Source organism: Rhodococcus sp. IEGM 1409 (genome assembly GCF_030056735.1).
Classification (GTDB): Bacteria; Actinomycetota; Actinomycetes; order Mycobacteriales; family Mycobacteriaceae; genus Rhodococcus_F.
This window is the reverse complement of sequence record NZ_JASHKN010000011.1, coordinates 116,838-143,689: the sequence shown is the minus strand read 5'-3', so window position 1 is coordinate 143,689 and position 26,852 is coordinate 116,838. Positions and strand designations below refer to the sequence as shown.

Annotated in this window: 1 protein-coding gene; it reads left to right on the top strand. The window is 62.5% G+C overall.

Features of this window, described 5'->3' with window-relative positions; all coding sequences use genetic code 11:
• The first annotated feature begins 25 nt into the window (after positions 1 to 25).
• Positions 26 to 26,788, top strand: coding sequence for a non-ribosomal peptide synthase/polyketide synthase (locus QM716_RS24885; protein WP_283306819.1), 26,763 nt, complete (start codon positions 26 to 28; stop codon positions 26,786 to 26,788).
• The last annotated feature ends 64 nt before the right edge of the window (positions 26,789 to 26,852 follow it).

Sequence of the window (26,852 nt, the reverse complement as noted above, 5' to 3'; positions counted from 1 at the left end):
GGAGACCGTGCGGGGCTGGGACACTGTGAAACCCTTCGAGGTCAAGCGGACTGACACTTCTGATCAGACGCACTTTCCGCTCTCGGCCGCCCAACGGGCAACCTGGTTCGCGCAACAACTCGATCCTGAAGTCCCGAATTTGATTGCGCACTACGTCGAGTTGCGCGGCGAATTGGACGTCGAGTTATTGGATCGGGAAACGCGGGCGGTTGCACACGAGTTCCAGTCTCCCTTGCTGAAAGTGATCGAGGTCGACGGTCAACCGATGCAGTACGTGGATGAGACTGCCGAAATCTCGGTCGGTTTTGTCGACTTCCGCGGGACCGAGGAACCGTTCGATGCTGCGCTCGAATGGATGCGCCGAGATTGCCGGACGCGACTCGACCTGGCAGTCGACGAAATCGTCGAGACGGCTGTGCTGTGCGTGGGTGACCTGCACTACCTGTGGTACAGCCGCATTCATCACGTAGCGCTCGACGGTTTCGGTGCCATGACCACGATGAACCGTATCGCGCACCGGTACTCAGCTGCGGTGGCGAAGAAAAGTCCGAAACCTGGTCGTGCCGCCGCGCTTCGCACGTTGTACGACATCGACGAGCGATACAGAACGTCAGATCGATTCATTGCCGACCGTGAGTACTGGGCCGGGCGGAACACGGCCGTCGCCGGATCTACCACCCTGGCGGACGACTCTGGGCCTGCACAGCCCGAGAGCGCACTCGAGAGTTCTCTGATCTCGCGCCGCGGCGGTGCCCGACTCGACGAATCCGAGAACCAAGCTGCAACAGTCATCGCAGCACTCGCGCTGTACCTCTCGCGGTTGACCGCGAAAGAGACTGTCCAGATCCATGTTCCGATGTCCGGGCGGACAACGGCGCTGTTACGCAACTCGGGCGGAATGATGGTCAGCGTCGCACCGTTGGTAATCGCGACGGCCGGGGTCGATACCGTCGGGGAACTCGTCGCGCTGGTCCAGCGTGAGCTCATGGGTGCATTGCGTCACCAGCGCTGCAGCCTCGACGACATCCGTCGGGACGCAGGCGTGAAGAGCGGTGTGGCCGGCGAAGACTCGTTCGCCGGCCCCATGGTCAATGTCATGCTGTTCCGCCAGGAGGTTCAGCTGGGCGAGATGGTGGGCGAGTACCACATAGTCACGTCCGGTCCGGTGGAGGATCTACTGGTCAACGTGTACCCGAGTGGCGATAGGCTGCGGGTCGACTTTCGGGCGAACCCGAACCGGTACGAGGACGCGGGTTTGCGCGATCACCACCGGAATTTCCTCGAGTTACTGGAAGAGTTGATCGCGGCCGATCCCGGTGCCGAACTCTCGGCAGTACACGACCTGACCGCTCGCGAGGGTGTGCGACGACGCCGCGAAGCTTGGCAACTCGCGTATTGGAGACATCAGCTCTTCGGGGCACCCGAACTGCTGCAACTTCCGTCCGATCGACCCAGGCCGGCAGCGCAATCGCTGCAAAGCGGACAGGTCGACGTCCGGGTCGGCACCGACACCCACACGCGGATCACGGCAATGGCGAGTGATCTCGGGACCGACACACGTGCGGTCTTACACGCAGGCTTTGTGCTCCTGGTGAGCCGGTTGTCCGGAGCTTCGGACGTGGTGATCGGTGCGCCGGTGGGATCCGGCGCGAACCTGGTGGCCATCCGCAATCGCGTCGATCTGGAGATGCCGTTCACGGCGCTCCTGCACAGCGTCACCGAGGCGCGCAGTAATGCGCTGGTGCACAGTGAGACACGGCTCGAGCAGCTGGTGCAGTCGCTCGATGTGGAGGATGTGCCCGCGTATGCACCGGTCGTTCAGGTGACGTTCGAGTGCGTCGGCAGCACTGACGAGCGTCCTCGTGACGTTGGCCGTTTCGACCTCGGTGTACGTGCAGTGGAAACCTTCGGCGCGGAGGGTGCACCGTCCGGAATAACGGTGGTGCTCGAGTTCGCCACCGATTTGTTCGAGCCCGAAACGGTACGTGGCCTTGGTTTACGGTTCGCGCGCATCCTGGAATCCCTCACCACGGGTCCGTCAGTCGTGATCGGCGACATCGACATCTTGTCGGACGACGAGCGATCCGCGATGCGGCCTGTCCGCAGTGGCCCCCGCACTTCGCATCGCACCCTCGCCGAGTTGTTCGACGGAGCGGCGCGGCAACATCCCGACCGTGTAGCTCTCTCATACCTCGGTGACGAAGTGACGTATCGAGAAGTCGACGAGGATTCCACTCGAATGGCTCGGATGTTGATTGCCCGCGGAATTGGTCCGGAAAACCTTGTGGCGCTGGGTTTGACGCGCTCGATCGGATCAGTTGTTGCCATGTTGGCGGTGGCCAAGACGGGTGCGGCATTTGTGCCCGTGGATCCGAACTATCCGTCTGAACGTGTTCGTTACATGCTGATCGATTCCGGCGCCACGCTGGGACTCACGGTCGTTTCGGAACTTGACCGTTTACCGGATTCGTTTCCGTGGATGGCGATGGATGACCCTGAGTTTCGTGCCCACTGCGCACAGTTGTCCGGGCGCTCCATCTCCGACATCGATCGCGTGTACCCACTCCGGCCCGACAATCCGGCGTACGTGATCTACACCTCGGGTTCGACCGGACTCCCCAAGGGGGTGATTGTCTCCCACTGTGGTCTGGAAGATCTTGCCGGCGAGCAGCGTTCGAGGTTCGGTGCGACGCAGAATGCTCGAACGCTGCACTTCTCGACGCCGAGTTTCGACGCCTCGATCTTCGAATATCTGTTGGCCTTCGGTGCCGGAGCGACCATGGTGATCGTCCCGCGCACCATCCTCGGTGGGGACGAGTTATCCCGATTCCTCGGCTCCGAGCAGATCACGCACGGCTTCGTCACGACCGCGGCGCTCGGAACAGTCTCACCCGATGGACTTTCGGACTTCGGCAATGTCGTGTTCGGTGGGGAGGCATGCCCACCGGAACTCGTACAGCGGTGGGCTCCGGGACGGAGACTGTGCAACGCCTACGGTCCGACCGAGGCCACTGTGATGTCGAACATCAGCGAACCGTTGGCGTCGTCGGAGGCAATCACCGTGGGTGGACCGCTGCGTGGATTCCACGAGATCGTGCTCGATCCGCGATTGCGCCCCGTTCCTGACGGTGTTGTGGGGGAGTTGTACATCTCGGGTGAAGCGCTCGCGCGCGGCTATCACCGGAAGTGTGCATTGACGGCAGAACGATTCGTGGCCAACCCTTTCGACCCCACCGGGCAGCGAATGTACCGAACGGGGGACTTGGTGCGCGTGCGGCGCGGCCGTGCGCTCGAGTACGTGGGACGTAGTGACTTCCAGGTGAAGGTTCGCGGCTTCCGGATCGAACTCGGGGAAATCGACACCGTCGTACAGTCGTGTCCGCGGGTCGAGAATGCAGTCACCGTGGCGACTACAGCGCCCTCGGGCACAACGATGATTGTCGCGTACGTCTTGCCTGCCGGCGGGAGTGCGCTGTCGACGGCCGAGTTGACGCAGTACGTTGCGGACCGCGTGCCGTCGTACATGGTGCCCGCAGCGTTTGTTCTTCTCGACGAGTTGCCGATCAGTCCGTCGGGAAAGGTTGATCGTGCGGCATTACCTGCGCCGCAGTTGATCGGCCGATCAGACCAGTTCAGACCGCCTGTGGGCATAAACGAGCACTTGCTTGCCGAGATCTTCGCTGACGTCCTGGGTGTCGCGAAGGTAGGTATCGGTGACAACTTCTTCGATCTTGGTGGGAACTCACTGGTTGCGACGAGGCTGATCGCGCGTGTCAACTCCGGTGCAGCAGTCGATTTCGGGGTGCGAGCCTTGTTCGAGGCACCGACAGTCGAATCACTGGCGGTGAAAGTGCGTGACGCGAAGGCATCCGGTCTCGATCACTCTCGCTCGAGGCGTCCTCTCTTGCAGAGACATTCGCGTCCGGACACAGTGCCGGTGTCCCTGGCGCAACAACGCCTGTGGTTTGTCAACCAGTTCGACACGTCGTCCCCGGCCTACAACATTCCCATGGCGGTTCGACTGTCAGGAGCATTGGATGCCGATGCGCTGCGGGCCGCGGTGGGAGATGTCGTCGATCGTCATGAATCGCTTCGAACCGTCTATCCAGCCTCGGTGGACGGCCCACTGCAGGTCGTAGTTCCCCCGGAGCGCGTGATGTCGAAGGTGGCGTGGGACGCGGCTGTCGACGAGGAAGCACTGGACGAGCGGATTGCCGAACTCGCTCGACAGGGATTCGACGTGAGTGTGGACGTGCCCCTTCGAGGCACTCTCTTTCGGATCACTCCAGACGAACATGTCCTCGTACTGGTTGTTCACCATATCTCGGCGGACGGAGCGTCACTCGAGCCGCTCGCCCGCGACCTCGCCCGCGCCTACGAAGCGAGGGCAGCGAATCAGGTACCGGACTGGCCCCCGTTGCCCGTCCAGTACGCCGACTACAGCCAATGGCAGGTCGAAGTACTCGGAAGTGACGCCGATCCGGACACTCTCGCGTCCAAGCAGTTGGACTACTGGACGTCAACCTTGTCCGGTCTGACTGACGTGATCGACCTTCCGCTGGATCGACCGAGGCCGGCCGAACGATCCATGCGCGGTGATTCGGTCCGATTCTCGGTGCCCGCAGACGTGCACAGTGACCTTCTCGAGCTCGCTCGACACCTCAACGCAACACCTTTCATGGTGATGCACTCGGTATTGGCGGTTCTGTTGGCACGACTGAGCGACTCGGCAGATATCGCGATCGGCACTCCGGTGGGAGGGCGCGCTGAGCAAGCGCTCGACGATCTGGTCGGGATGTTCGTCAACACGGTGGTCCTGCGAACCGCCGTTGATACTGCCGCGACCTTCGAGGACATCCTTGCCAGGACTCGCGAAGTGGATCTGGCAGCGTTCGGGCATACCGAGGTGCCGTTCGAGAGCGTTGTCGACGCGGTTGCGCCGGAACGTTCGACGTCGCATTCACCCATCTTCCAAGTTCTGTTGGAGTTTCAGAACATCGCCCACCCCCATCTCGAACTGCCAGGACTCGTTGTCGATGTGATCCCGGTGGATATCGGTGTCGCAAAATTCGACTTGCAGTTGGCGCTCTCCGAACGGCGCGGCAAGGACGGCATCCCGGCCGGCTTCGATGCAGCCTTCACCTATGCCTCGGACATCTTCGAGCGCAGCACGGCCATAGAGTTCGGGGAGCGGTTCGTCCGCCTACTGAGGTCGGTCGTGGCGAATCCTACTGCCCCGGTAGGTGATGCGGAGATCCTTGTTGCGGGTGAGCGTGGGTTGGTGGTGGGTGGTTGCGATGGTGTGGGGGTGGTGTTGGGGGCGTTGACGTTGGTGGATGTGTTGGATGGTCGGTGTGGTGGTGGTGTGGGGGGTGGGGGGTTGGTGTGTGGTGGGGTGGTGTTGTCGTGTGGGGAGTTTGATGGGCGGGTGAATCGTTTTGCGCGGTTGTTGATTTCGTTGGGGGTGGGTCCGGAGTCGCGGGTGTGTGTGGCGTTGTCGCGGTCGGTGGAGTTGTTGGTGGCGGTGTTTGCGGTGGTGAAGGCGGGTGGGGTGTTTGTGCCGGTGGATGTGGGTGCGCCGGTGGAGCGGGTGGGGTTTGTGGTGGGGGTGGTGGATCCGGTGGTGGTGTTGTCGCGGTCCGGTGATGGTGGGTGTTTGCCGGTGGGGGTGGGGTTTGTTGATGTGGAGTGTGTTGATGTTTCGGGGTTTTCGTCTGCTCCGGTGGGGGTGGGGGAGCGGTTGGGGGTGTTGTTGCCTGAGCATGCGGTGTATGTGATGTTCACGTCGGGGTCGACGGGTCGTCCGAAGGGGGTGGTGGTGTCGCATGCGGGGGTGGTGAATCGGTTGTTGTGGATGCAGGGGGAGTTTCCGTTGGGTGTGGGGGATGTGGTGTTGCAGAAGACGCCGGTGTCGTTCGATGTGTCGGTGTGGGAGTTGTTTTGGCCGTTGATGGTGGGTGCTCGGTTGGTGGTGGCGGATGCGGGTGGGCATCGTGATCCGGTGTATTTGGCGGGTGTGATCGAGCGGTGGGGGGTGTCGGTGGTGCATTTTGTGCCGTCGATGTTGGAGGTGTTCGTGGGGGAGTTGGTGGGGGAGTTGGGGGTGGGGTGTTCGTGTCTGCGTCGGGTGTTTGTTTCGGGTGAGGGGTTGTCGTCGGTGACGGCTGCGCGGTTTGCGGGGGTGTGTGGTGCGGAGTTGGTGAATTTGTACGGGCCGACGGAGGCGTCGGTGGATGTGACGTTTCATGTGGTGGATGGTGTTGAGGGGGTGGGTGTTCCGATTGGTCGGGCGGTGTGGAATACGCGGGTGTTGGTGTTGGATTCTCGGTTGCGGCCGGTTCCGGTGGGGGTTGTGGGGGAGTTGTATGTGGGTGGGGTGCAGGTGGCGCGGGGGTATGAGGGTCGTGCGGATTTGACGGCGGGTCGGTTTGTGGCGGATCCGGTGTCTGGGGTGTCTGGGGTGGTGGGGGGTCGGTTGTATCGGACGGGTGATGTGGTGCGGTGGGGGTGTGGTGGTGAGTTGGAGTTTGTGGGGCGTAGTGATTTTCAGGTGAAGGTGCGGGGGCAGCGGGTGGAGTTGGGTGAGGTGGAGGCGGTGTTGGTTGCTCAGGTGGGGGTGGCTCGGGCGGTGGTGGTGTTGCGGTCGGGTGTGGGTGGGGATTTTTTGGTGGGGTTTGTGGTGGGTGAGGTGGGGGTGGTGGTTGACGAGGTGGCGGTGTTGGAGGGGGTGAGGAGGTCTCTTCCGGGGTTCATGGTGCCGTCGGTGGTGGTGGTGTTGGATGGGTTGCCGGTGACGGTGCATGGGAAGTTGGACCGAAAAGCCCTACCGGATATCGACTTTGATCCTCCTCCACTTCACTATGTTGCACCGCGTACGCCTCTCGAGGAGACCGTTGCGACCGTTTTCGGCGAGCTACTGGGAATATCGACGGTAGGTGTGCGCGATGATTTCTTTGCTCTCGGTGGAAACTCTCTCAGTGCGACTCGGTTGGTTGCACGGGTGAATTCGGTTCTCGGAGAACGGATCAGTATCCGTGACGTCTTCGACGCGTCTACCGTGGCAGCGCTGGCCGAGTTGGCGCAGTCACGCGGAGGGGGCGCCAGTGGCGGCGTCGGAGGCAAGCCGCCGTTGAGACCACGGGGTTCAACTACGGATATCCCGCTTTCACCTGCGCAGCAGAGGATGTGGTTTGCCAATCAGTTCGACCCCGATTCCTCCGCGTACAACGTAGCCTGCGCGTTACGACTTGACGGCACACTGGATGTCAGTGCACTTCAAGCGGCATTTGACGACGTCGTCGACCGGCACGAGTCTCTGCGCACGGTTTTCCCGCTCACTGGCGCCGGCCCACGTCAAGTGATCATGTCTACCTCACAGGTCCTACCAAACCTCGTACCGACAATTGTGCCGGGCGAGGAGGAACTGCGCGAGAGGTGCCGCAGCCTTGTTTCGGAGGGCTTCGATGTCACACAGCAGGTCCCGTTGCGCGCCGCTCTGTTACGTGGGGGTGATCAAGTCCTGACGCATGTCCTGGTGATCGTAGTACACCACATTGCCGCAGATGGTTTCTCCATGGCGCCGCTGGCTCGCGATCTCATGAGCGCGTACGCCTCCCGAGTGAAGGGAGAGGCGCCTGAGTGGGCGCCGCTCGAGATCCAGTACGCCGACTATGCGTTGTGGCAACGTGGTTGGTTGGGTTCGGAATCCGACGAGCAGTCCTTGATGTCGACACAACTCGGCTATTGGGTCGACAATCTTGCAGGCGCACCGGAGGTTCTCGACATTCCCACCGATCGACCGCGCGGTGATGTGCGTTCGCTTCGACGCGGGCGGGTTCGGTTCGCGGTGAATTCGAAGGTTCATGCCGGTCTGATCGCCCTTGCGCGCCAGCACAACGCCACGGTATTCATGATCGTGCACGCAGCCCTGGCAGTGATGTTGGCACGATTGAGTGATACCGACGACGTTGCCGTCGGAACTCCGATCGCCGGGCGTGGGGAGCGAGAAATCGACGAACTGGTGGGGATGTTCGTCAATACATTGGTCTTGCGCACTGCAGTAGACCGCGGGACGACTTTCGGGGAGTTCCTCGGCCTGGTCCGAGGCGTCGATCTGAGCGCCTTCACCTACGCGGACGTTCCATTCGAACGAGTTGTCGAGAGCGTGAATCCTTCACGTTCGACGGCATACTCGCCCCTGTTTCAAGTCATGCTGGAGTTCCAAGACATCGAGCGGCCTGGACTTGAACTCCCCAACCTGCAGGTGACCGAAGTGGGTGTCGAGATCGACACCATCAACTTCGATCTGCAGTTGACGGTATCGCAAACCTACGACGACACCGGCGAACCGGACGGCATCCGCGCTGAATTCGGATATGCCACAGATATTTTCGATGAGGGAACAGTAGGGGCCTTCGCCGGTCGATTGCAGCGAATACTTGACCGCGTGACCTCCGATCCGCAATCGCGGATCGGAGATATCGACATCCTCGAGGCCCGTGAGCGCATCGAACTGGTACCCGTTCGAGGTGTGGTTTCGACCGCGGCGCAGACTTTATCGGGCTTGCTCACTGCAGCAACAGATATGGCAACCGCCCACGATCCCGACGCCGTCGCGCTGGTATTCGAGGAGCGTGAAGTGACATACCGCGAACTCGACGCGCAGTCGAACCGGTTGGCCCGCATGCTGATCGAATCCGGAGTGGGCCCCGAGTCGGTGGTCGCGCTGTGCGTCCCACGTTCCGTCGAGTCCGTTCTGGCAGTGTGGTCCGTTGCCAAGACCGGTGCGGCATTCCTTCCTGTGGACCCGAGTCACCCTTCTGGACGTATCGAGTACATGCTGGGCGACTCCGGCGCAGCCTGGGGAATGACCATCAGGGCGCATCGTGGGGCGCTCGCCGACCGAATGCCGTGGGTGGTTCTCGACGACGAGAGCCTGGCGGAACGGTTGTCGACGTACTCGCCGTCGAGAATCACCGACGCGGATCGGACGGCACGGATTCGAACCGACAATCCGGCCTATGTGATCTACACCTCGGGATCAACAGGAACGCCGAAGGGTGTGACGGTCACGCATCGCGGGTTGAGCAACTTTGCTCTCGAGGAGCGCGAGACTTTCGCTGCCACGACTCGATCCAGAATCCTGCACTTCGCTTCGCCGAGTTTCGACGCGTCGGTTCTCGAACTCTTGTTGGCCGTTGGTGCTGGGGCCACCACGGTGGTCGTGCCCCCGACCGTCTATGGCGGGTCGGAACTGGCGGCGTTACTGGAGCGCGAGCGCGTCACCCATTGTTTTGTCACTCCGGCGGCCTTGGCGTCCGTCGATCCCGACGGCCTCACCACAGTCGGATGCGTCGTAACCGGCGGAGAGGCGTGTCCATCGGAATTGGTGACCCGCTGGGCGTCGGGCAGAAGAATGTTCAACGCCTACGGCCCGACCGAGGCGACGGTGGTGTCGAGTATCAGTGCGGCTCTGACCTCGAACGAAATGGTCACTATCGGTGCACCAACTCGGGGATTCGCCGAGGTAGTGCTGGATTCGCGGCTTCACCCGGTGCCAGTGGGGGTGGCAGGGGAGTTGTATCTTGCCGGGCCGGCTTTGGCACGCGGCTATCACCAGCGCTCCGCACTGACGTGCACGCAATTTGTCGCTGATCCGTTCGGTCCGTCGGGAACACGGATCTATCGCACGGGCGATCGGGTGCGCTGGACTACCGACGGACAGCTGGAGTATCTCGGGCGTACGGATTCCCAGGTGAAGATCCGCGGGTTCCGCATTGAACTCGGGGAAGTCGAGGCGGCTCTGCTCACAGATGGACACGTGACCCAGGCGGTTGCCGACGTCTGGAACGGTGACGGCGGTGGGAATCGGTTGATCGGCTACGTGGTGCCTGATCGCGGCGCGAACATCGATACTCGCGAAGTACTCGAAAATGCCGGCAAGCTGCTGCCGTCGTACATGGTGCCTGTGGCCTTGGTGATACTCGACGCGCTTCCACTGACGGTTCACGGAAAACTCGACCGTGCAGCGCTTCCCGCGCCCGATTTTTCATCCGCCTCCTCACCAGGCCGGCCACCCCGAACGGTAACCGAGAGCCTTCTTGCCGGTCTGTTCGCGCAGGTGCTCAGCGTGGAAACAGTAGGCGTGCACGATTCGTTCTTCGCGCTCGGTGGCGACAGCATCATGTCCATCCAATTGGTGGCCCGGGCTCGCGATGCAGGTGTGATCTTCTCGCCTCGAGATGTGTTCGTCCATAAATCTGTTGCCGCGCTTGCCGAGTCGGCGAAATTCGAGCACGACGGAACGGAAGTTCTCGCGGAGCTGCCAGGATCGGGCGTCGGTACTGTGCCGCTGACGCCGGTGGCAGAGTGGATGCTCGACCGCAGCAGTGGCGGCGAATTGAGCAGGTTCTCCCAGGCACTCTTGTTGACAGCTCCCGCTGATCTCACCCAGGACGTCCTTGTCCGTAGCGTCCAGGCGCTGCTGGATCGGCACGACATGCTCCGAGCGCGCCTGGTCGTGCGTGAGCGGGTCATGGAAGTCCTACCGCCCGGCTCGATCTCGGCCGAAGGACTGATCCGTCGTGTGAGAGTCGAATCGGTGGACGACGACTTCACCACCTTGGCGTCGACGGAACTCGAGGCCGCGGCGGACAGCTTGGATCCTGCTTCCGCCGACGTGGTGCGCGTTGTCTGGTTCGACGTTGCTGACAACCCCGACTTGCCGAACAAGCGGGGCCGATTACTCCTGGTGATTCATCACCTGGTTGTCGACGGCGTCTCCTGGCGCATTCTTGTCACAGATCTGGCGTCAATGACAGCGCATCTGCGAGCCGGTGTTCCTCCGGCACTACCGCCGAGCGGAACCTCGTTTCGGCGATGGTCACACGGGCTTGTCGAGCACGTCGGCAACCGGAGCGGCGAATGGCACGTATGGAAAACGATCCTGGAGGGTCATGACCCGCTGATCGGCTCGCGGCCACTCGACCCCAGGATCGACGTCGACGAGACTGTCGACACCGTCACAGCTGACATCACGTCTCACGTGACCAGGAACCTTCTCACCACGGTTCCTGCGGCATTCCACGCCGGCGTGATCGACGGGCTCCTCACCGCTGTTGCGCTGGCAACAATCGGGTGGCGACGACGCCGGGGCATTGATACCTCCGACGCGCTGATCATTCTCGAAGGCCACGGACGTGAGGAAAGTGCCGTTCCCGGCGCAGATCTCTCTCGCACCGTCGGTTGGTTCACCACGCTCTACCCGGCTCGATTGGATCTTGGCGGAATCGATGTGGACGACGCACTGGCAGGTGGAGGCGAAGCGGGGCGCGCCGTCAAGGTCGTCAAGGAGCACGTGCGTGCGATCCCGGACCACGGAATCGGCTACGGCATGCTGCGGTACCTGTCCGGAGACACGGAGAACCTTGGCCGATACCGTTCTCCTCAAATCAGTTTCAATTATCTGGGCCGGGTGAGCACCTCCGACGGAACGCAGGACTGGCTGCCGGTCGAGGGCAACCGAAAACTCGGCGGAACTCAGAATCGTTCCATGCCGGTGGCGTCGGCGATCGACATCAACGCGGCCGTCGAGGACGGTCCCGACGGGCCGTGCCTGACAGCGTCGTTCGCATTTCCACGCGGGGTACTCGACGAGTCGGACGTCGCGGAGTTCGCGGAACTCTGGCGTCGTGCGCTCGATGGTCTGACCGCTCACGCATCGCGACCCGGTGCGGGTGGTCTGACACCGTCGGACATCCCGCTGGTGTGGGTGGACCAGCAACAGATCGAACGCTGGGAGGGGGACTACCCGGCATTGAGCGATGTCTGGTCGGTGTCGCCCCTTCAGGCCGGGTTGATGTTCCATGCTTCACTGGCGGCAGTATCCACGGACGTCTACACAGCTCAACTGTGCGTCGAACTCGAAGGAGTGGTTGATTCCGATCGTGTGCGGGGCGCTGCTGTCGGACTGTTGGTCAACCACCCGAATCTGCGTGCGGCGTTCGTCTACGACAGTAACGGCGTACCAGCACAGTTGATTGTCGATGATGCGGAGATTCCATGGAGCGAAGTAGATCTCACCGAGCAAGGATCGGAAACCGAAGCAGAGCTACGACGCCGCCTTGACGAGGATCGCAGAGCCCCCTTCGACCTGGCCTCGCCGCCACTGCTGCGGCTGACGTTGCTGCGAACCTCCCCGACGCGGTGCGTGCTGGCGGTCACAAACCATCACGTTGTTCTCGACGGTTGGTCGATGCCACTGTTGGTACGAGAACTGCTGATGCGATACGCCGCCGACGGTGCCTCGCCCGATCTTCCCGAGTCCCCGTCGTACCGCACTTATCTGGAATGGTTGGCGCACCGCGATCTCGACACCTCGCTCGCGGTATGGGAAGACGCCATGCAGGGCGTCGAGGAGCCGACGCTGTTGGCAGATCCGGCACCGAACGTGGCGCAGGGTGTGCCCGAGGAAGTAATCGTCGATCTGCCTGAACCGGTGCTCGACGGACTCAGTGCACTTGTCCAGCGCAGCGGGATCACGATGAACACGGTGGTCCAAGCCGCGTGGGGTGTTCTGTTGTCCCGATTGCTTTCCCGTGAAGACGTAGTCTTCGGCGCCACGGTCTCGGGGCGTTCACCTGAATTGCCTGGTGTGGAAAACATGATGGGGCTGCTGATCAACACATTGCCTGTCCGCGTGCAACTGGATCCGGACGAGACGTGTGCGGAGCTGCTCGCTCGACTACAGGACGAGCAGATAGCTCTGCTCGATCATCACTATGTCGGACTCGGCGCGATTCAATCTGTTGTAGGGACAGGCAATTTGTTCGACACACTGTCGGTCTTCGAGTCGTATCCGATCGATACCTCGGGGATGGACGGGAACACCGACATAGCCGGTATGAGCGTCACCGCCGTGAATGCCCGCGATGCCACGCATTACCCGCTCACCCTGCTCTCGATCGCCGAGCCGGCTTTGCACCTGAGCCTGCGTTACCAGCCTGCAGCCTTCGATCGCGCGGCGGTCGACACCATCGCACAGCGTTTGGCGCGGATTCTCACCGCCATCGCAGTGGACGAGAACACAACGGTCGGTGAGGTCGACGTGTTTGTTGCGGGTGAGCGTGGGTTGGTGGTGGGTGGTTGCGATGGTGTGGGGGTGGTGTTGGGGGCGTTGACGTTGGTGGATGTGTTGGATGGTCGGTGTGGTGGTGGTGTGGGGGGTGGGGGGTTGGTGTGTGGTGGGGTGGTGTTGTCGTGTGGGGAGTTTGATGGGCGGGTGAATCGTTTTGCGCGGTTGTTGATTTCGTTGGGGGTGGGTCCGGAGTCGCGGGTGTGTGTGGCGTTGTCGCGGTCGGTGGAGTTGTTGGTGGCGGTGTTTGCGGTGGTGAAGGCGGGTGGGGTGTTTGTGCCGGTGGATGTGGGTGCGCCGGTGGAGCGGGTGGGGTTTGTGGTGGGGGTGGTGGATCCGGTGGTGGTGTTGTCGCGGTCCGGTGATGGTGGGTGTTTGCCGGTGGGGGTGGGGTTTGTTGATGTGGAGTGTGTTGATGTTTCGGGGTTTTCGTCTGCTCCGGTGGGGGTGGGGGAGCGGTTGGGGGTGTTGTTGCCTGAGCATGCGGTGTATGTGATGTTCACGTCGGGGTCGACGGGTCGTCCGAAGGGGGTGGTGGTGTCGCATGCGGGGGTGGTGAATCGGTTGTTGTGGATGCAGGGGGAGTTTCCGTTGGGTGTGGGGGATGTGGTGTTGCAGAAGACGCCGGTGTCGTTCGATGTGTCGGTGTGGGAGTTGTTTTGGCCGTTGATGGTGGGTGCTCGGTTGGTGGTGGCGGATGCGGGTGGGCATCGTGATCCGGTGTATTTGGCGGGTGTGATCGAGCGGTGGGGGGTGTCGGTGGTGCATTTTGTGCCGTCGATGTTGGAGGTGTTCGTGGGGGAGTTGGTGGGGGAGTTGGGGGTGGGGTGTTCGTGTCTGCGTCGGGTGTTTGTTTCGGGTGAGGGGTTGTCGTCGGTGACGGCTGCGCGGTTTGCGGGGGTGTGTGGTGCGGAGTTGGTGAATTTGTACGGGCCGACGGAGGCGTCGGTGGATGTGACGTTTCATGTGGTGGATGGTGTTGAGGGGGTGGGTGTTCCGATTGGTCGGGCGGTGTGGAATACGCGGGTGTTGGTGTTGGATTCTCGGTTGCGGCCGGTTCCGGTGGGGGTTGTGGGGGAGTTGTATGTGGGTGGGGTGCAGGTGGCGCGGGGGTATGAGGGTCGTGCGGATTTGACGGCGGGTCGGTTTGTGGCGGATCCGGTGTCTGGGGTGTCTGGGGTGGTGGGGGGTCGGTTGTATCGGACGGGTGATGTGGTGCGGTGGGGGTGTGGTGGTGAGTTGGAGTTTGTGGGGCGTAGTGATTTTCAGGTGAAGGTGCGGGGGCAGCGGGTGGAGTTGGGTGAGGTGGAGGCGGTGTTGGTTGCTCAGGTGGGGGTGGCTCGGGCGGTGGTGGTGTTGCGGTCGGGTGTGGGTGGGGATTTTTTGGTGGGGTTTGTGGTGGGTGAGGTGGGGGTGGTGGTTGACGAGGTGGCGGTGTTGGAGGGGGTGAGGAGGTCTCTTCCGGGGTTCATGGTGCCGTCGGTGGTGGTGGTGTTGGATGGGTTGCCGGTGACGGTGCATGGGAAGTTGGACCGAAAAGCCCTACCGGACACAACTTTCAACGCTGCAGAATATCGCGCGCCGATCACGCAGACCGAAGGTGTGGTCGCTCGTGCGATCGCTGACGTACTCGATCTCGACCGGGTGGGGGCCGATGACAATTTCTTCGAGCTCGGCGGGGACTCTCTCAGTGCTACCCGCGTCATCGCGCGCATCAACACCGCGTCGAACACGAAACTGGGGGTCAAAGCGCTGTTCGACACTCCGGTGGTGGCTGATCTGGCGGCCTTGATCGATCCAGTCGAACCTGTACTTGGTGAATCGGGGCTGGGAAAACTCACGGGTAAGGCACGGCCAGAACACATTCCACTGTCCCTGTCGCAGTCGCGTATGTGGTTCCTCAACCAGTTCGCCACTTCATCTCCGCTCTACAACATTCCCGTTGCCCTGCAACTCGACGGATTCCTGGATCTCGAAGCGCTCGAAGCTGCGCTCGGCGATGTAGTGGAACGGCATGAATCCCTTCGGACGATCTTCCCGACTTCCGCGGACGGGCCCCGCCAGGTGATTGTCGAACCAGGGCTCGCTGCTCCTCGAATCCACCCCGTGCCGATTCCCGGCGAGCAGATATTTGCGGCGTTGCATGGGTTTTTCGACGTGGGATTCGATGTGGCCGAGGAGTTCCCGCTGCACGTGAGGTTGCTCCGAACCGGGCCGGAGCAGCATGTTCTTGCGATCGTTGTCCACCACATCGCGGCCGACGGCTTCTCGATGACGCCACTGGCACGTGACCTGATGCGCGCCTACACATCCCGTGCGCAGGATCAGAGTCCGAACTGGGTGCCATTGCCCATCCACTATGCTGACTACAGCGTGTGGCAGCGGGAGATCATCGACGCAGAAGACGGTCCGGGTACGCCGATCTCGGATCAATTCGATTATTGGACCGAGGTGCTGTCGGGAATCCCCGAAGTCTCACCGCTCGCTCTTGATCGGCCTCGAACGCCGGAGCGCTCCTCCGAAGGTGCCGTTGTCTCGGTGAGCATCTCACCCGAAGTACATCGAGCTTTGACCGACCTTGCACACCAGCATGATTCGACACTCTTCATGGTTCTGCACGCGGCGCTCGCGTTGCTGCTGGCACGGCTCTCGGGGTCAGGCGACGTAGTGATCGGGACGCCGGTCGCGGGACGCGGCGAAGCGGTGTTGGACGACGTGGTAGGGATGTTTGTCAATACTCTGGTTCTTCGTACACCGGTCGAATCCGGAGCAACCTTTGCCGACACTTTGGCAGCTGTGCGGTCGACAGATCTCGGCGCACTGGACCATGCGGACGTTCCGTTCGAAAAGCTGGTGGATTACCTTGCGCCCGATCGTTCCACTGCGCATTCACCCCTATTTCAGGTACTACTCGAATTCCAGAACGCCACGAGCCTGCGCCTCGAACTACCGGAGTTGACGGTCCGTTCGCTCGACATCGATCTCGAGGTGGCAAAATTCGATCTGCAACTGAGTGTGATGGAGCAGATCGACGAGCGCGGCGTCCCGGATGGGATCAGCGCCGGCTTCCGCTATGCCACGGATGTTTTCGATCAAGGATCAGTGGAGCGAATTGCACAGCGCTTCGGGAGGGTGATCGACGCCGTGATCGACGATCCGTCCGCGGTCGTCGGTGACATCGACATTCTTCTGACCGGCGAACGTAGCGAGGTACCGGTTGCGCCGTCTCGCTCAGTTATTGACACGAATGATGATTCGCTGTCGGATCTCTTCGATCGAACGGTACTCACTTCGGGTGATGCCGTGGCGGTGCGTTGTGACGGACAGTCGGTGACCTACCGCGAACTGGACGAGCAAGCTAACCGCCTCGCACGACTGCTGGTGGCGCAGGGGGTCGTGGCAGAGACACTCGTGGCAGTGGCGATGACCCCGTCGTTCGAACTTCTTGTGTCTCTGCTGGCGGTGGTGAAATCGGGCGGTGGATACCTACCGGTGGACCTGACGTCTCCGCCCGAACGGGTGAGCTTCGTGCTGCGTGACGCTGCGCCGGTGTGCGTACTGACGACCACCGCGGGCAGTGATGAAGTCGGCGGTAACGGGGTGCCCGTGATCGTCGTGGACAGTACCGACACTCGTGATGCGCTGCAGAGGTTTTCACCGCTGCCGGTGACCGACGAAGACAGGCCGCTACCGTTGCAGCCCGATTCGGTGGCCTACGTGATTTACACCTCGGGATCCACCGGGAGACCGAAGGGGGTGCAGGTTCCTCATCGCAGCGTCGTGACATTGCTGGCAAACACCAGAGCGCTCTTCGGATTTGACCGCGGCGATGTGTGGACGATGTTTCATTCGGCGGCATTCGACTTCTCGGTGTGGGAGATGTGGGGTGCACTCGCACATGGTGGCCGTCTGGTGCTGGTCGACTATTTCACGGCACGTTCACCCGAGGCATTCCTCGAATTGCTGCGACAAGAACGTGTCACAGTGCTCAATCAAACTCCCACCGCTTTCTATCAATTGGCGGAAGCCGACCGGCGTGCCGGGGGTGCGGACCTGCCATTGCGTTACGTGATCTTCGGCGGCGAGGCGCTCGACTTCGGACAGCTGACGCGCTGGTACGCCCGACGCGGGACCTCGCCACCAGATCTGGTCAACATGTACGGCATCACGGAGACAACCGTGCACGTCAGCCACCTACCGCTGGATCGTGAACTGGCACGTGAAGGATCTGCTTCGGTGATCGGGCGGGCACTGCCCGGGTTGCGTGTGTACGTGCTGGATCAGCGGCTGCACCCCGTGCCGCCCGGCGTGGTGGGTGAACTGTATGTCTCCGGCGACCAGGTCTCACGCGGATACCTAGGCCGGTTCGGTCTCACCGCCACACGTTTCGTTCCCGACCTCACAGTCAGCGGCGCGCGCATGTACCGGTCCGGTGACGTGGGGCGCGTGAATGACAACGGACAACTGGAGTACCTCGGGCGTAATGACGTGCAGGTGCAGGTGAAGGGTTATCGAATCGAACTCGGCGAGGTGGAGTCTGCTCTGCTCTCCGGAGTGGGAGTGGCGCAGTCGGCGGTGGCGGCACGCGGAGGCCGATTGGTGGGCTACGTGGTGCCGGAGTCCGGTGCGACCATCTCGCCGAAGGCGTTGCTCGAGGACCTCTCGGCGAAGTTGGCAGCACACATGGTCCCCGCTGTCGTGACGGTTCTCGAGGCCCTGCCACTGACGGTGAACGGGAAACTCGACCGGAAAGCGTTGCCTGAACCTGACTTCGGGCAACAGATAACCGAGAGTCGTAGTCCTGCGTCGGAAACGGAAAACATCCTTGCGGGCCTTTTTGCCGAGGTTCTGGGACTCGACGAGGTGGGGGTGGACGACTCGTTCTTCACCCTCGGTGGCGATTCGATCATGTCCATCCAGTTGGTGACCCGCGCCAAGTCTGCCGGAATTCTGATCACACCGCGCGAGGTGTTCGAGCGCAAAACCGTGGCAGCGCTGTCCGAGACGGCCGGAACGGCTGGCGACCGCGTCGTCCTCGACGAATTACCTGGCGGCGGCGTCGGTGAGATCGAATTGACGCCGATCGTCAAATGGATGCTTGATCGTGGTGGAAATTTTCGCCGGTACTCCCAATCTGTTCTGCTCGCGGTTCCTGCCACGCTCGACGAGGACACGTTGACACAGGCCATGCAGGCTGTGTTGGACCATCACGACATCCTCCGAGCCTGCCTACGGGTCGCACCGCATCCCGAATCCGCTGGGCGGATGGACGTCGAGCCTGCAGGTGCGGTGAGGGCGCAGACAATCGTGCGTCGCGTGCATCTCGACAGCGCTGTGGACGAGACGGTCTCGGCGGCACTTGGTGCCGCTCTGGATCGGCTCGATCCGGGGACCGGCGTGATGGTGCAAGCAGTGTTGTTCGAACCTGACGGACGCGGGGGAAAGCGGTTGCTTCTCGTGGCGCACCACCTCGTGACGGACGGGGTCTCCTGGCGAATTCTGATCCCCGATCTTGCGCTCGCGTGTGAACAGGTGCAGTCAGGCATCGACCCTTCACTGGCTCCGGTCGGGACGTCGATGCGTCGATGGGCACGCGGCCTCGTCGACGCCGCGCACGAGCCGGACCGGGTGGCCCAACTCGACTACTGGCGGGAGGCACTGCGAGGTCCTGACCCGATGCTTGGCGCGCGCTCCTTGGCGACAACGGATACCGGAGTGAGGGCAGCAGACGTCGAAATGCGTGTACCCCCAGCCTTGACCGATACCGCGTTGACAGATGTGCCGCAGGCGATTCACGGGAGCGTCGAGGACGGATTGTTGACGGCGTTGGCTTTGGCGTTGGTTCGCTGGCGGGGCGAGCGCGGGAGCGATGCTCCGGAGACGTTGATCAGCCTCGAGGGGCACGGACGCGAGGAACCGGTCGTCCCGGGGGCTGACCTTGCTCGCACCGTCGGATGGTTCACGTCGATCTTCCCGGTGCGCCTCGATCTGAGAGGAGTGGATACGAGTGACGCCTGCGCCGGCGGTCCGGCTGCAGGCTTCGCAGTCAAGGCTGTCAAGGAACAACTCCGGGCCGTGCCGGACCGCGGCATCGGATACGGCCTACTTCGATACCTGAACGGTGATACAGGACAGACTCTTTCGCAATTTCCTGCGCCACAGATCAGTTTCAACTACCTCGGACGCGTCGGTGGATCCGAGGCTGACGCTTCAGCGGGATGGACACCGATCCGTGACGAGGGTTTGCGGGCCGTTGCGGCCACTGAGCTGCCACTGGCGGCTGTCCTCGAGGTCAACGTGATCACCGTCGAGGGCAGCGACATTGCAGACGGCCCGGAGCTCGTTGCCGCCTGGACCTATTCGCCGGACATTATGAGCGAGGACGACGTTCGCCACCTTGCACAGTTGTGGGTCGACGCACTGGCCGGACTCGGCGAGTACGCGGCGGACGGTGGCGGATTCACACCCTCGGACTTCGATCTGGTCGAGCTTCGACAGGATGCGATCGACGACCTCGAGAGTCGGTGCGACGACTTGCGCGACGTCTGGCCACTCTCACCACTGCAAGCAGGACTGCAGTTCCATGCCGAACTGGCCGAAGAGTCGGTCGACGCCTACCTCGTGCAGGTGACCCTCGACCTCGTCGGCCACCTCGATGCGGAGCGCCTGCGCCGCGCCGCCGATACGCTGCTCGACAGGCATGACAACTTGCGCACCGCCTTCCTTCACGACGCGGACGGCCGCGCCGTCCAGGTGGTCCGAAGCAACGTGGCTGCACCATGGCAGGCGGTCGACCTCGCTGCCAAGTCAACTCGGGATCTCGAGCAAGTACTGGCGCAGGACCGAGCGCTCCCGTTCGACATCTCGCGTGCGCCGCTGATCAGGTTCACGCTCATCGCGATTGCCCCAGAAACGTTCAAGCTTGTGCTGACCAACCACCACATCCTTCTGGACGGCTGGTCGATGCCACTTCTGATCAGGGAGTTGGCGACTCTGTACGTTGCGGACGGCGAGGCGTCGGAGTTGCCGCGTGTACGCCCCTACCTCGACTACCTGACCTGGATGAACCGTCGCGACCGGGAAGCCTCCCGCGGGGTGTGGGCGAGGGCACTGCGCGGAATTGACGGACCGACGCTGCTTGCCCCGCACGATCGGTCGCGTCGACTCTCCACCATGGCGGCCGAGTGGGTGTTCGATCTGAACGAGGATTTCACGACGACGCTCCGCGGCGTAGCGCGGAGCCGCGGGCTGACGTTCAATTCGATTGTCCAGGCGTCGTGGGGGATCGTCCTCTCGGCACTGACCGGGCGAGACGATGTGGTGTTCGGAGCGACTGTGTCGGGTCGACCTCCCGAGCTGACCGGGATCGAAACCATGATCGGGCTGTTCATCAACACAATTCCGGTCCGAATCGCGGGGCACCCGGGTGAGAGTGTCGGCGCTCTCCTACAGCGGATTCAGTCTGAGCAGGCGGAGTTGTCGGATCACCACTATCTTGGACTTTCCGAGATCCAAGACGCCTCCGGGCCGGAGATCGGCTTCGACACGTTGACAGTCTTCGAGTCGTACCCCGTTGACCGTCAAGGACTGTCGACCGATACGGACAACGCGGGGATCCGAATCGCCGGCGTCGAGGCGAAGGATGCTGCCCACTATCCGCTCAGTTTGGTGGCGTCGGTCGATACCAGGCTTCGACTGAAGTTCGAGTATCTGCCCGAGGTTTTCGACTCAGGCGATATCGAGTCCATCGCCGGCCGACTGCGGCGCGTGCTCGAAGCGTGTGTCCATCCGGATCAATCGTTGGCCGCGGTGTCGGTGCTGACGGAGATCGAACGCGACCAACTGTTGCCCGTCCGTGGCGCGGTTGGTGGGTCGACCCGCATTTTTTCAGAGATCTTCGACGCGGCAGTTCAGCAGGATCCGGATGCGCTCGCTGTTGTGGCGGCGAGCGCCAGCATGACCTATGGCGAGCTGGATTTCCTGTCGAATCGTATTGCTCGGGTACTCGTCTCGCGAGGACTGGGAACCGAGGACTACGTCGCAGTCGGTGTTCCACGTTCTCTCACCTCAGTGGTGTCGATACTCGCCGTGGCCAAAACAGGCGCTGCATTCGTGCCGATCGATCCGAACTACCCCGACGAGCGGATCACCCACATGCTGAGCGATTCCAACGTCGGCGTCGGTTTGACCACCGCCGCATGTCGAGATCGACTGCCCGAAGTCGCACAGTGGCTGATTCTCGACGATCCGGACTTCACCAAGAAGTGCGAAGGATTCTCGGGCCGTCCTCTGACCGACAACGACCGACTCCGTCCGATCGGGTTGGATTCTGCGGCCTACGTGGTCTACACCTCGGGGTCGACTGGCGTGCCGAAGGGAGTGGTGGTCACTCATCGCGGGCTCGACAATTTCGCGCGGGACCAGGTCGAACGCTACGGTGCAACACCACAATCGCGCACAATGCACTTCTCCACTCCGAGCTTCGACGGGTCGCTCTTCGAGTATCTGCAGGCTTTCGGAGCCGGCGCGACGATGGTGATCGCCCCACCTGGGGTGTACGGGGGCGAGGAGCTTGCGGAGCTTCTGGCCGAGCACGCCGTCACACATGCGTTCATCACCACGGCGGCACTGGCTTCGGTGGATCCGGTTGGGCTCGAGCAACTTTCGGAGGTCGTGTTCGGTGGTGAAGCCTGCCCGCCCGACCTCGTCGCTCGCTGGGCGCCTGGCCGTCGGCTGTACAACGCCTACGGACCGACCGAGGCGACGATCATGTCCAACGTCAGCCCGCCGATGGCGGCCGGTGAACGCATCACGATCGGTGGACCCATCAGGGGTGTGAGCGAGCTGGTGCTCGATTCGCGGCTGCAAGCCGTTCCCGTCGGGGCGCCTGGCGAGCTGTACCTTGCCGGGCCTGGAGTGGCGCGGGGATATCACCGTCGGCCGGGATTGACGGCAGAACGCTTTGTCGCCAACCCGAGTGACCCTGGAACGCGGATGTACCGCACCGGAGACATCGTGCGGTGGACGGCCGAATCGCGTATCGAATACATCGGCCGCAGCGACTTCCAAGTCAAGATTCGGGGCTTCCGTGTCGAACTCGGTGAGATCGACAGCGCGCTCATGGCCGAGCCGAACGTCGGATTTGCCGTCACCATTGCTCACCGCGGTCCCGCGGGAGAGGCCCGGCTCGTGTCGTACGTTATGCCAGCAGAGGGCCAATTGGACACCGGGGTCCTGATTCACGCCCTGGCCGAGCGATTGCCTTCGCACATGGTGCCCGCCGCAATGGTCGTGCTGGAGAGCATTCCACTGACAGCCGTCGGCAAACTCGACCGCTCGGCGTTGCCCAGCCCCGAGATCCACACGACCACAAAGGAATTTCGTTCGCCTGTCGGCCCGGTCGAGCAGGCGGTGTCGAACGTGTTTGCAGAGGTACTCGGCCTCGAGCGCGTTGGTGCCGACAGTAATTTTTTCGACCTCGGGGGAAATTCTCTCAGCGCTACATCGGTTGCGGCCAGGCTGCGGGCAGTGCTGGAAGCCGCCGTCGGCGTGCGGGATCTGTTCGAGGCGCCGACGGTAGCCGCCTTGGCTGCGGTGATCGAACAGTCGGTTGCTGGACAGTCGGGGCGCCCGGTGTCAGTGCCGCGCCCTCGACCCGAAAACATCCCGTTGTCGTTTGCTCAGCAGCGAATGTGGTTCGTCAATCAACTGGACACCAGTTCGCCTGCGTACAACATCCCGCTCGTGGTGCGACTGACCGGTGAACTCGACAAGCCGGCATTGAGAGCAGCGGTGTCCGACGTCATCGCTCGCCACGAGTCGCTACGAACGATGTTCCCGGTTCGCGGCGACGGGCCGCTCCAGCACATAGTGCCCACCGACAGCACGGCGCTGCCGCAGTTGGCCGAACCACCTGTTGCCGACGAACATCACCTCCGCGACGAGCTCGCCAGAATGGTCTCGGCAGGTTTTGACGTCGCAGCGCGAATCCCCTTGCGGGCAGCGTTGTTCACCATGGGCGAGCGCGAACACGTACTTGCGGTTGTGGTGCACCACATCTCCGCCGACGGTTTCTCGATGTCCCCGTTGGTGCGGGATGTGATGACGGCATACGAGGCCCGCGTGCACGGCGAAGAACCAGATTGGGCGCCTCTGGCGATCCAGTACGCCGACTTCACCCTCTGGCAGCGAGAGCTTCTGGGTTCCGGCGAAAACCCGGCATCGGTGATCTCCGAACAGCTGGATTACTGGCGACGCACACTCTCGGGCACACCCGACCTCCTTGAACTTCCGCTCGATCGGGACCGGCCCGCACAGCAGACTTTTCACGGCGCGCGCATCCACTTCTCGATCGGCAGTGACCTCCACCGCCGTATCCGGGAGCTGTCGAGGCAGCATCAGTGCACTGCATTCATGACAGTGCACGCGGCGCTCGCGGTACTGCTGGCACGTCTCGGCAGCACCGACGACGTCGTGATCGGGACACCGATCGCCGGTCGAGGGGATCGCGTCCTCGATGACCTGATCGGCATGTTCGTCGGGACACTTGCCCTGCGTACACAAGTGGACTCGGCTCAGTCGTTCCGGGACTTCGCGGCGCATTGTCGCGAGGTCGACCTCGCGGCGTTCGCGCATTCCGAGGTTCCGTTCGAGCGGGTTGTCGATGCGGTCGGGCCGAAACGGTCGACGGCTTACGCTCCCATCGCCTCGGTGTCGTTGGAATTCCAGAACAACGAACGGCCGAATCTGCAACTGCCGGAGTTGGAAGTTCGCGGCATCGACCCCCAACTCGACGTCGTGAAGGTGGACCTGGAATTCCTCCTGGCCGAGGAATTCGACGAAAGTGGAGCGCCTCGAGGAATGAGCGGCGCGGTCGACTTCGCCACTGATCTCTTCGATCCAGGTACGGTCAGCAGCTTTGCCGACATGTTCGTGCGTGTTCTCGAATCCGTGACCGTGCGTCCCGAAGCGGCCATCGGTGACATTGCGCTGTTCGGTGATCTCGAAACTCGCGAGTTGGTGCCGGCGCGTGGACAGACGGGAGTACCACCGAAACTGTGGCCCGACTTGTTGACGACCGCTGCTGCGGTTGACCCGGACTCGGTGGCTCTGTCACTGGAGAACCGGCAGATCAGCTACCGCGAACTGGACGAGTGGTCGAACCGTGTGGCCCGGGAACTGTGCTGTCGGGGGGTGGGCCCGGAGACCTTCGTGGCGTTGGGAATGCCCCGATCGATCGAGTCGGTGGTGGCAATCTGGTCGGTGGCCAAAGCCGGAGCTGCTTTCGTGCCCGTCGATCCCGACTACCCGCGTGGGCGCGTCGAATACATGCTCGCCGATTGCCGAGCCTCACTCGGATTGACGGTTCACGGAAGCCGAACCCATCTACCCGACGTGGTTCCTTGGCTCGAACTCGACGATCCTGACTTCGAGCAGCGGGTGGCGGCGTTGTCGCCGGAACCGATCACCGACGACGACCGAACCGGTGAATTGCGCCTCGACCATCCTGCCTATTTGATCTACACCTCGGGGTCTACCGGAAAGCCCAAGGGAGTGAACATCACTCATCGCGGTCTGGCCAACTTCACGGCAGAGACTCGTGAGCGGTTCGAGGTCACTCACGATGCGCATGTCTCGCAGTTGGCCTCGCCGAGTTTCGACGCGTCCATCTTCGAGTTGACCATGGCGTTCAGCGCGTCCGCACGGGTCGTGATTGTTCCACCGGCGGTGTACGGTGGCGCCGAATTGGCTGACGTCTTCCGGCGCGAGCAGGTCACTCATGCCACCATCACGCCGACTGCGCTGGCGGCGCTCGGTGACAACGGATTCGAGGCGCTTCGTGTCCTCGATCTGGTGGGCGAGGCCTGTCCGCCGGAGGTGGTCACGCAGTGGGCGCCGGGTCGGAGGCTGCACAACGGATACGGCCCGACGGAAACCATGGTGCAGGCAAGCGTCAGTGATTCGATGAAACCCGGGGCAGGAGTGAACATCGGCTCGCCCGCAGTGGGATTCGGTTTCCTGGTGCTGGACGAGCGTTTGCAACCCGTCCCGGTCGGTGTGCCGGGGGAGTTGTACATCATCGGCCCGGGTATGGCACGTGGGTACCATAATCGAGCGTCACTGACGTCGGAGCGATTTGTGGCCTGCTTGTACGGGGCGTCGGGGCGCCGGATGTACCGCACCGGAGATGTCGTGCGTTGGCGTGAGTCCGGCGGTGACAGTGCAAGTGATGACGGCAGTGCAAGTAATGGGTCACATCACACGCTCGAGTACATCGGGCGCAGCGACTTCCAGGTCAAGATCCGTGGTTTCCGGATCGAACTCGGCGAAATCGATGCAGTTCTCTCGCGCCACCCGTCAGTGGACTTCGCTGCCACCATCGGCCACGTCGGACCGTCGGGTGAAACGGTCCTGGTGTCGTATGTGCGCGCGTCGGATGCCGAAGCCACGGACAGCGACGAGATACGGGTGTACGCGGCCGACCGACTACCCGCGCACATGGTTCCGTCGGCGGTGGTACTTCTCGAGCGAATTCCTATGACGCCGGTGGGTAAGCTCGACCGGAAGGCTCTACCGGCACCCGAATTCAGTTCGGCTGCAGCCGAGTTCCGCGAACCGGTCACCGAGACCGAGCATGCAGTGGTCGACGCATTCGCCGAGGTTCTGGGCGTCGACCGGGTGAGCACCGCGGACAGCTTCTTCGATCTGGGCGGGTCGTCTCTCGTTGCCACCCGAATCGTCAGCGCACTGCACTCCCGATTCCAACGCAGGATTCCACTTCAATGGTTGTTCCTCGACCCGACACCTGCCGGAATTGCTCGTCGCCTCGACCTGCCGACTGTGAGCGCTGGCATGGAAGAGTTGCTCGCCGTGGTTGTTCCGCTGCGCGCAGAAGGAAGTGGGCGACCGCTGTTCTGTGTGCACCCTGGTATGGGCCTGTCCTGGGGCTATGCCGGCTTGGTGCGGTATCTGCCCGAGGACCGACCGGTATACGGACTTCAGCTACCCGCACTCAGTGACGACGGTGACTATCAGTCGATCGAACAGTTGGCGCATCGCTACGTGGAAGAGATGGAGGCCGTTTCGCCGGAAGGGCCCTACGACTTGCTCGGGTGGTCGCTCGGTGGCGTCATCGCGCACGCCATGGCCGTCGAATTGCAATCGTCCGGCGGCGAAGTCGCAACGCTGACGATGATGGACAGTTACCCCGACAACGGCGATGCGCCGTCGTCAGCCGTCCTCGACGTCCGGGACCTGCTGAGAGGCCTCGGCCTCGAGGTCGAGACCGACGGAGATCTGACGTTCGACGACGCGGCCGCCGTGTTGGCCCAGTCGGTCGGGACCGAGACCGGGGTCGACGGTCGGGACCTCGAGCGGCTTGCCCGCGCGTACGAGACTTCGCAGCGAATCACGCACCAGTTCGTTCCACAGGTCTACGAAGGCGACCTGGTGATTTTCCCGGCAATCGGAGGAGACGACACGATTCCGCGCGGAAGGTCGACCCAGGAATGGAGCCCGCTCGTGAGCGGCCGGATCCTGGAGATACCGGTGGGCTGCGGACATAACGAGATGATCGAGCCTGCGGCCATGTCGGTCATCGGACCGGAGATGGCTCGGATCCTCACGATGTTTTCGGGCTACTCCGAACGGGCATGACAACTTCAAGCCACCGAGCCGCAAGCCCGCGAAGCGAGCGCCACCAAGCTGTTGCCGGGCACCG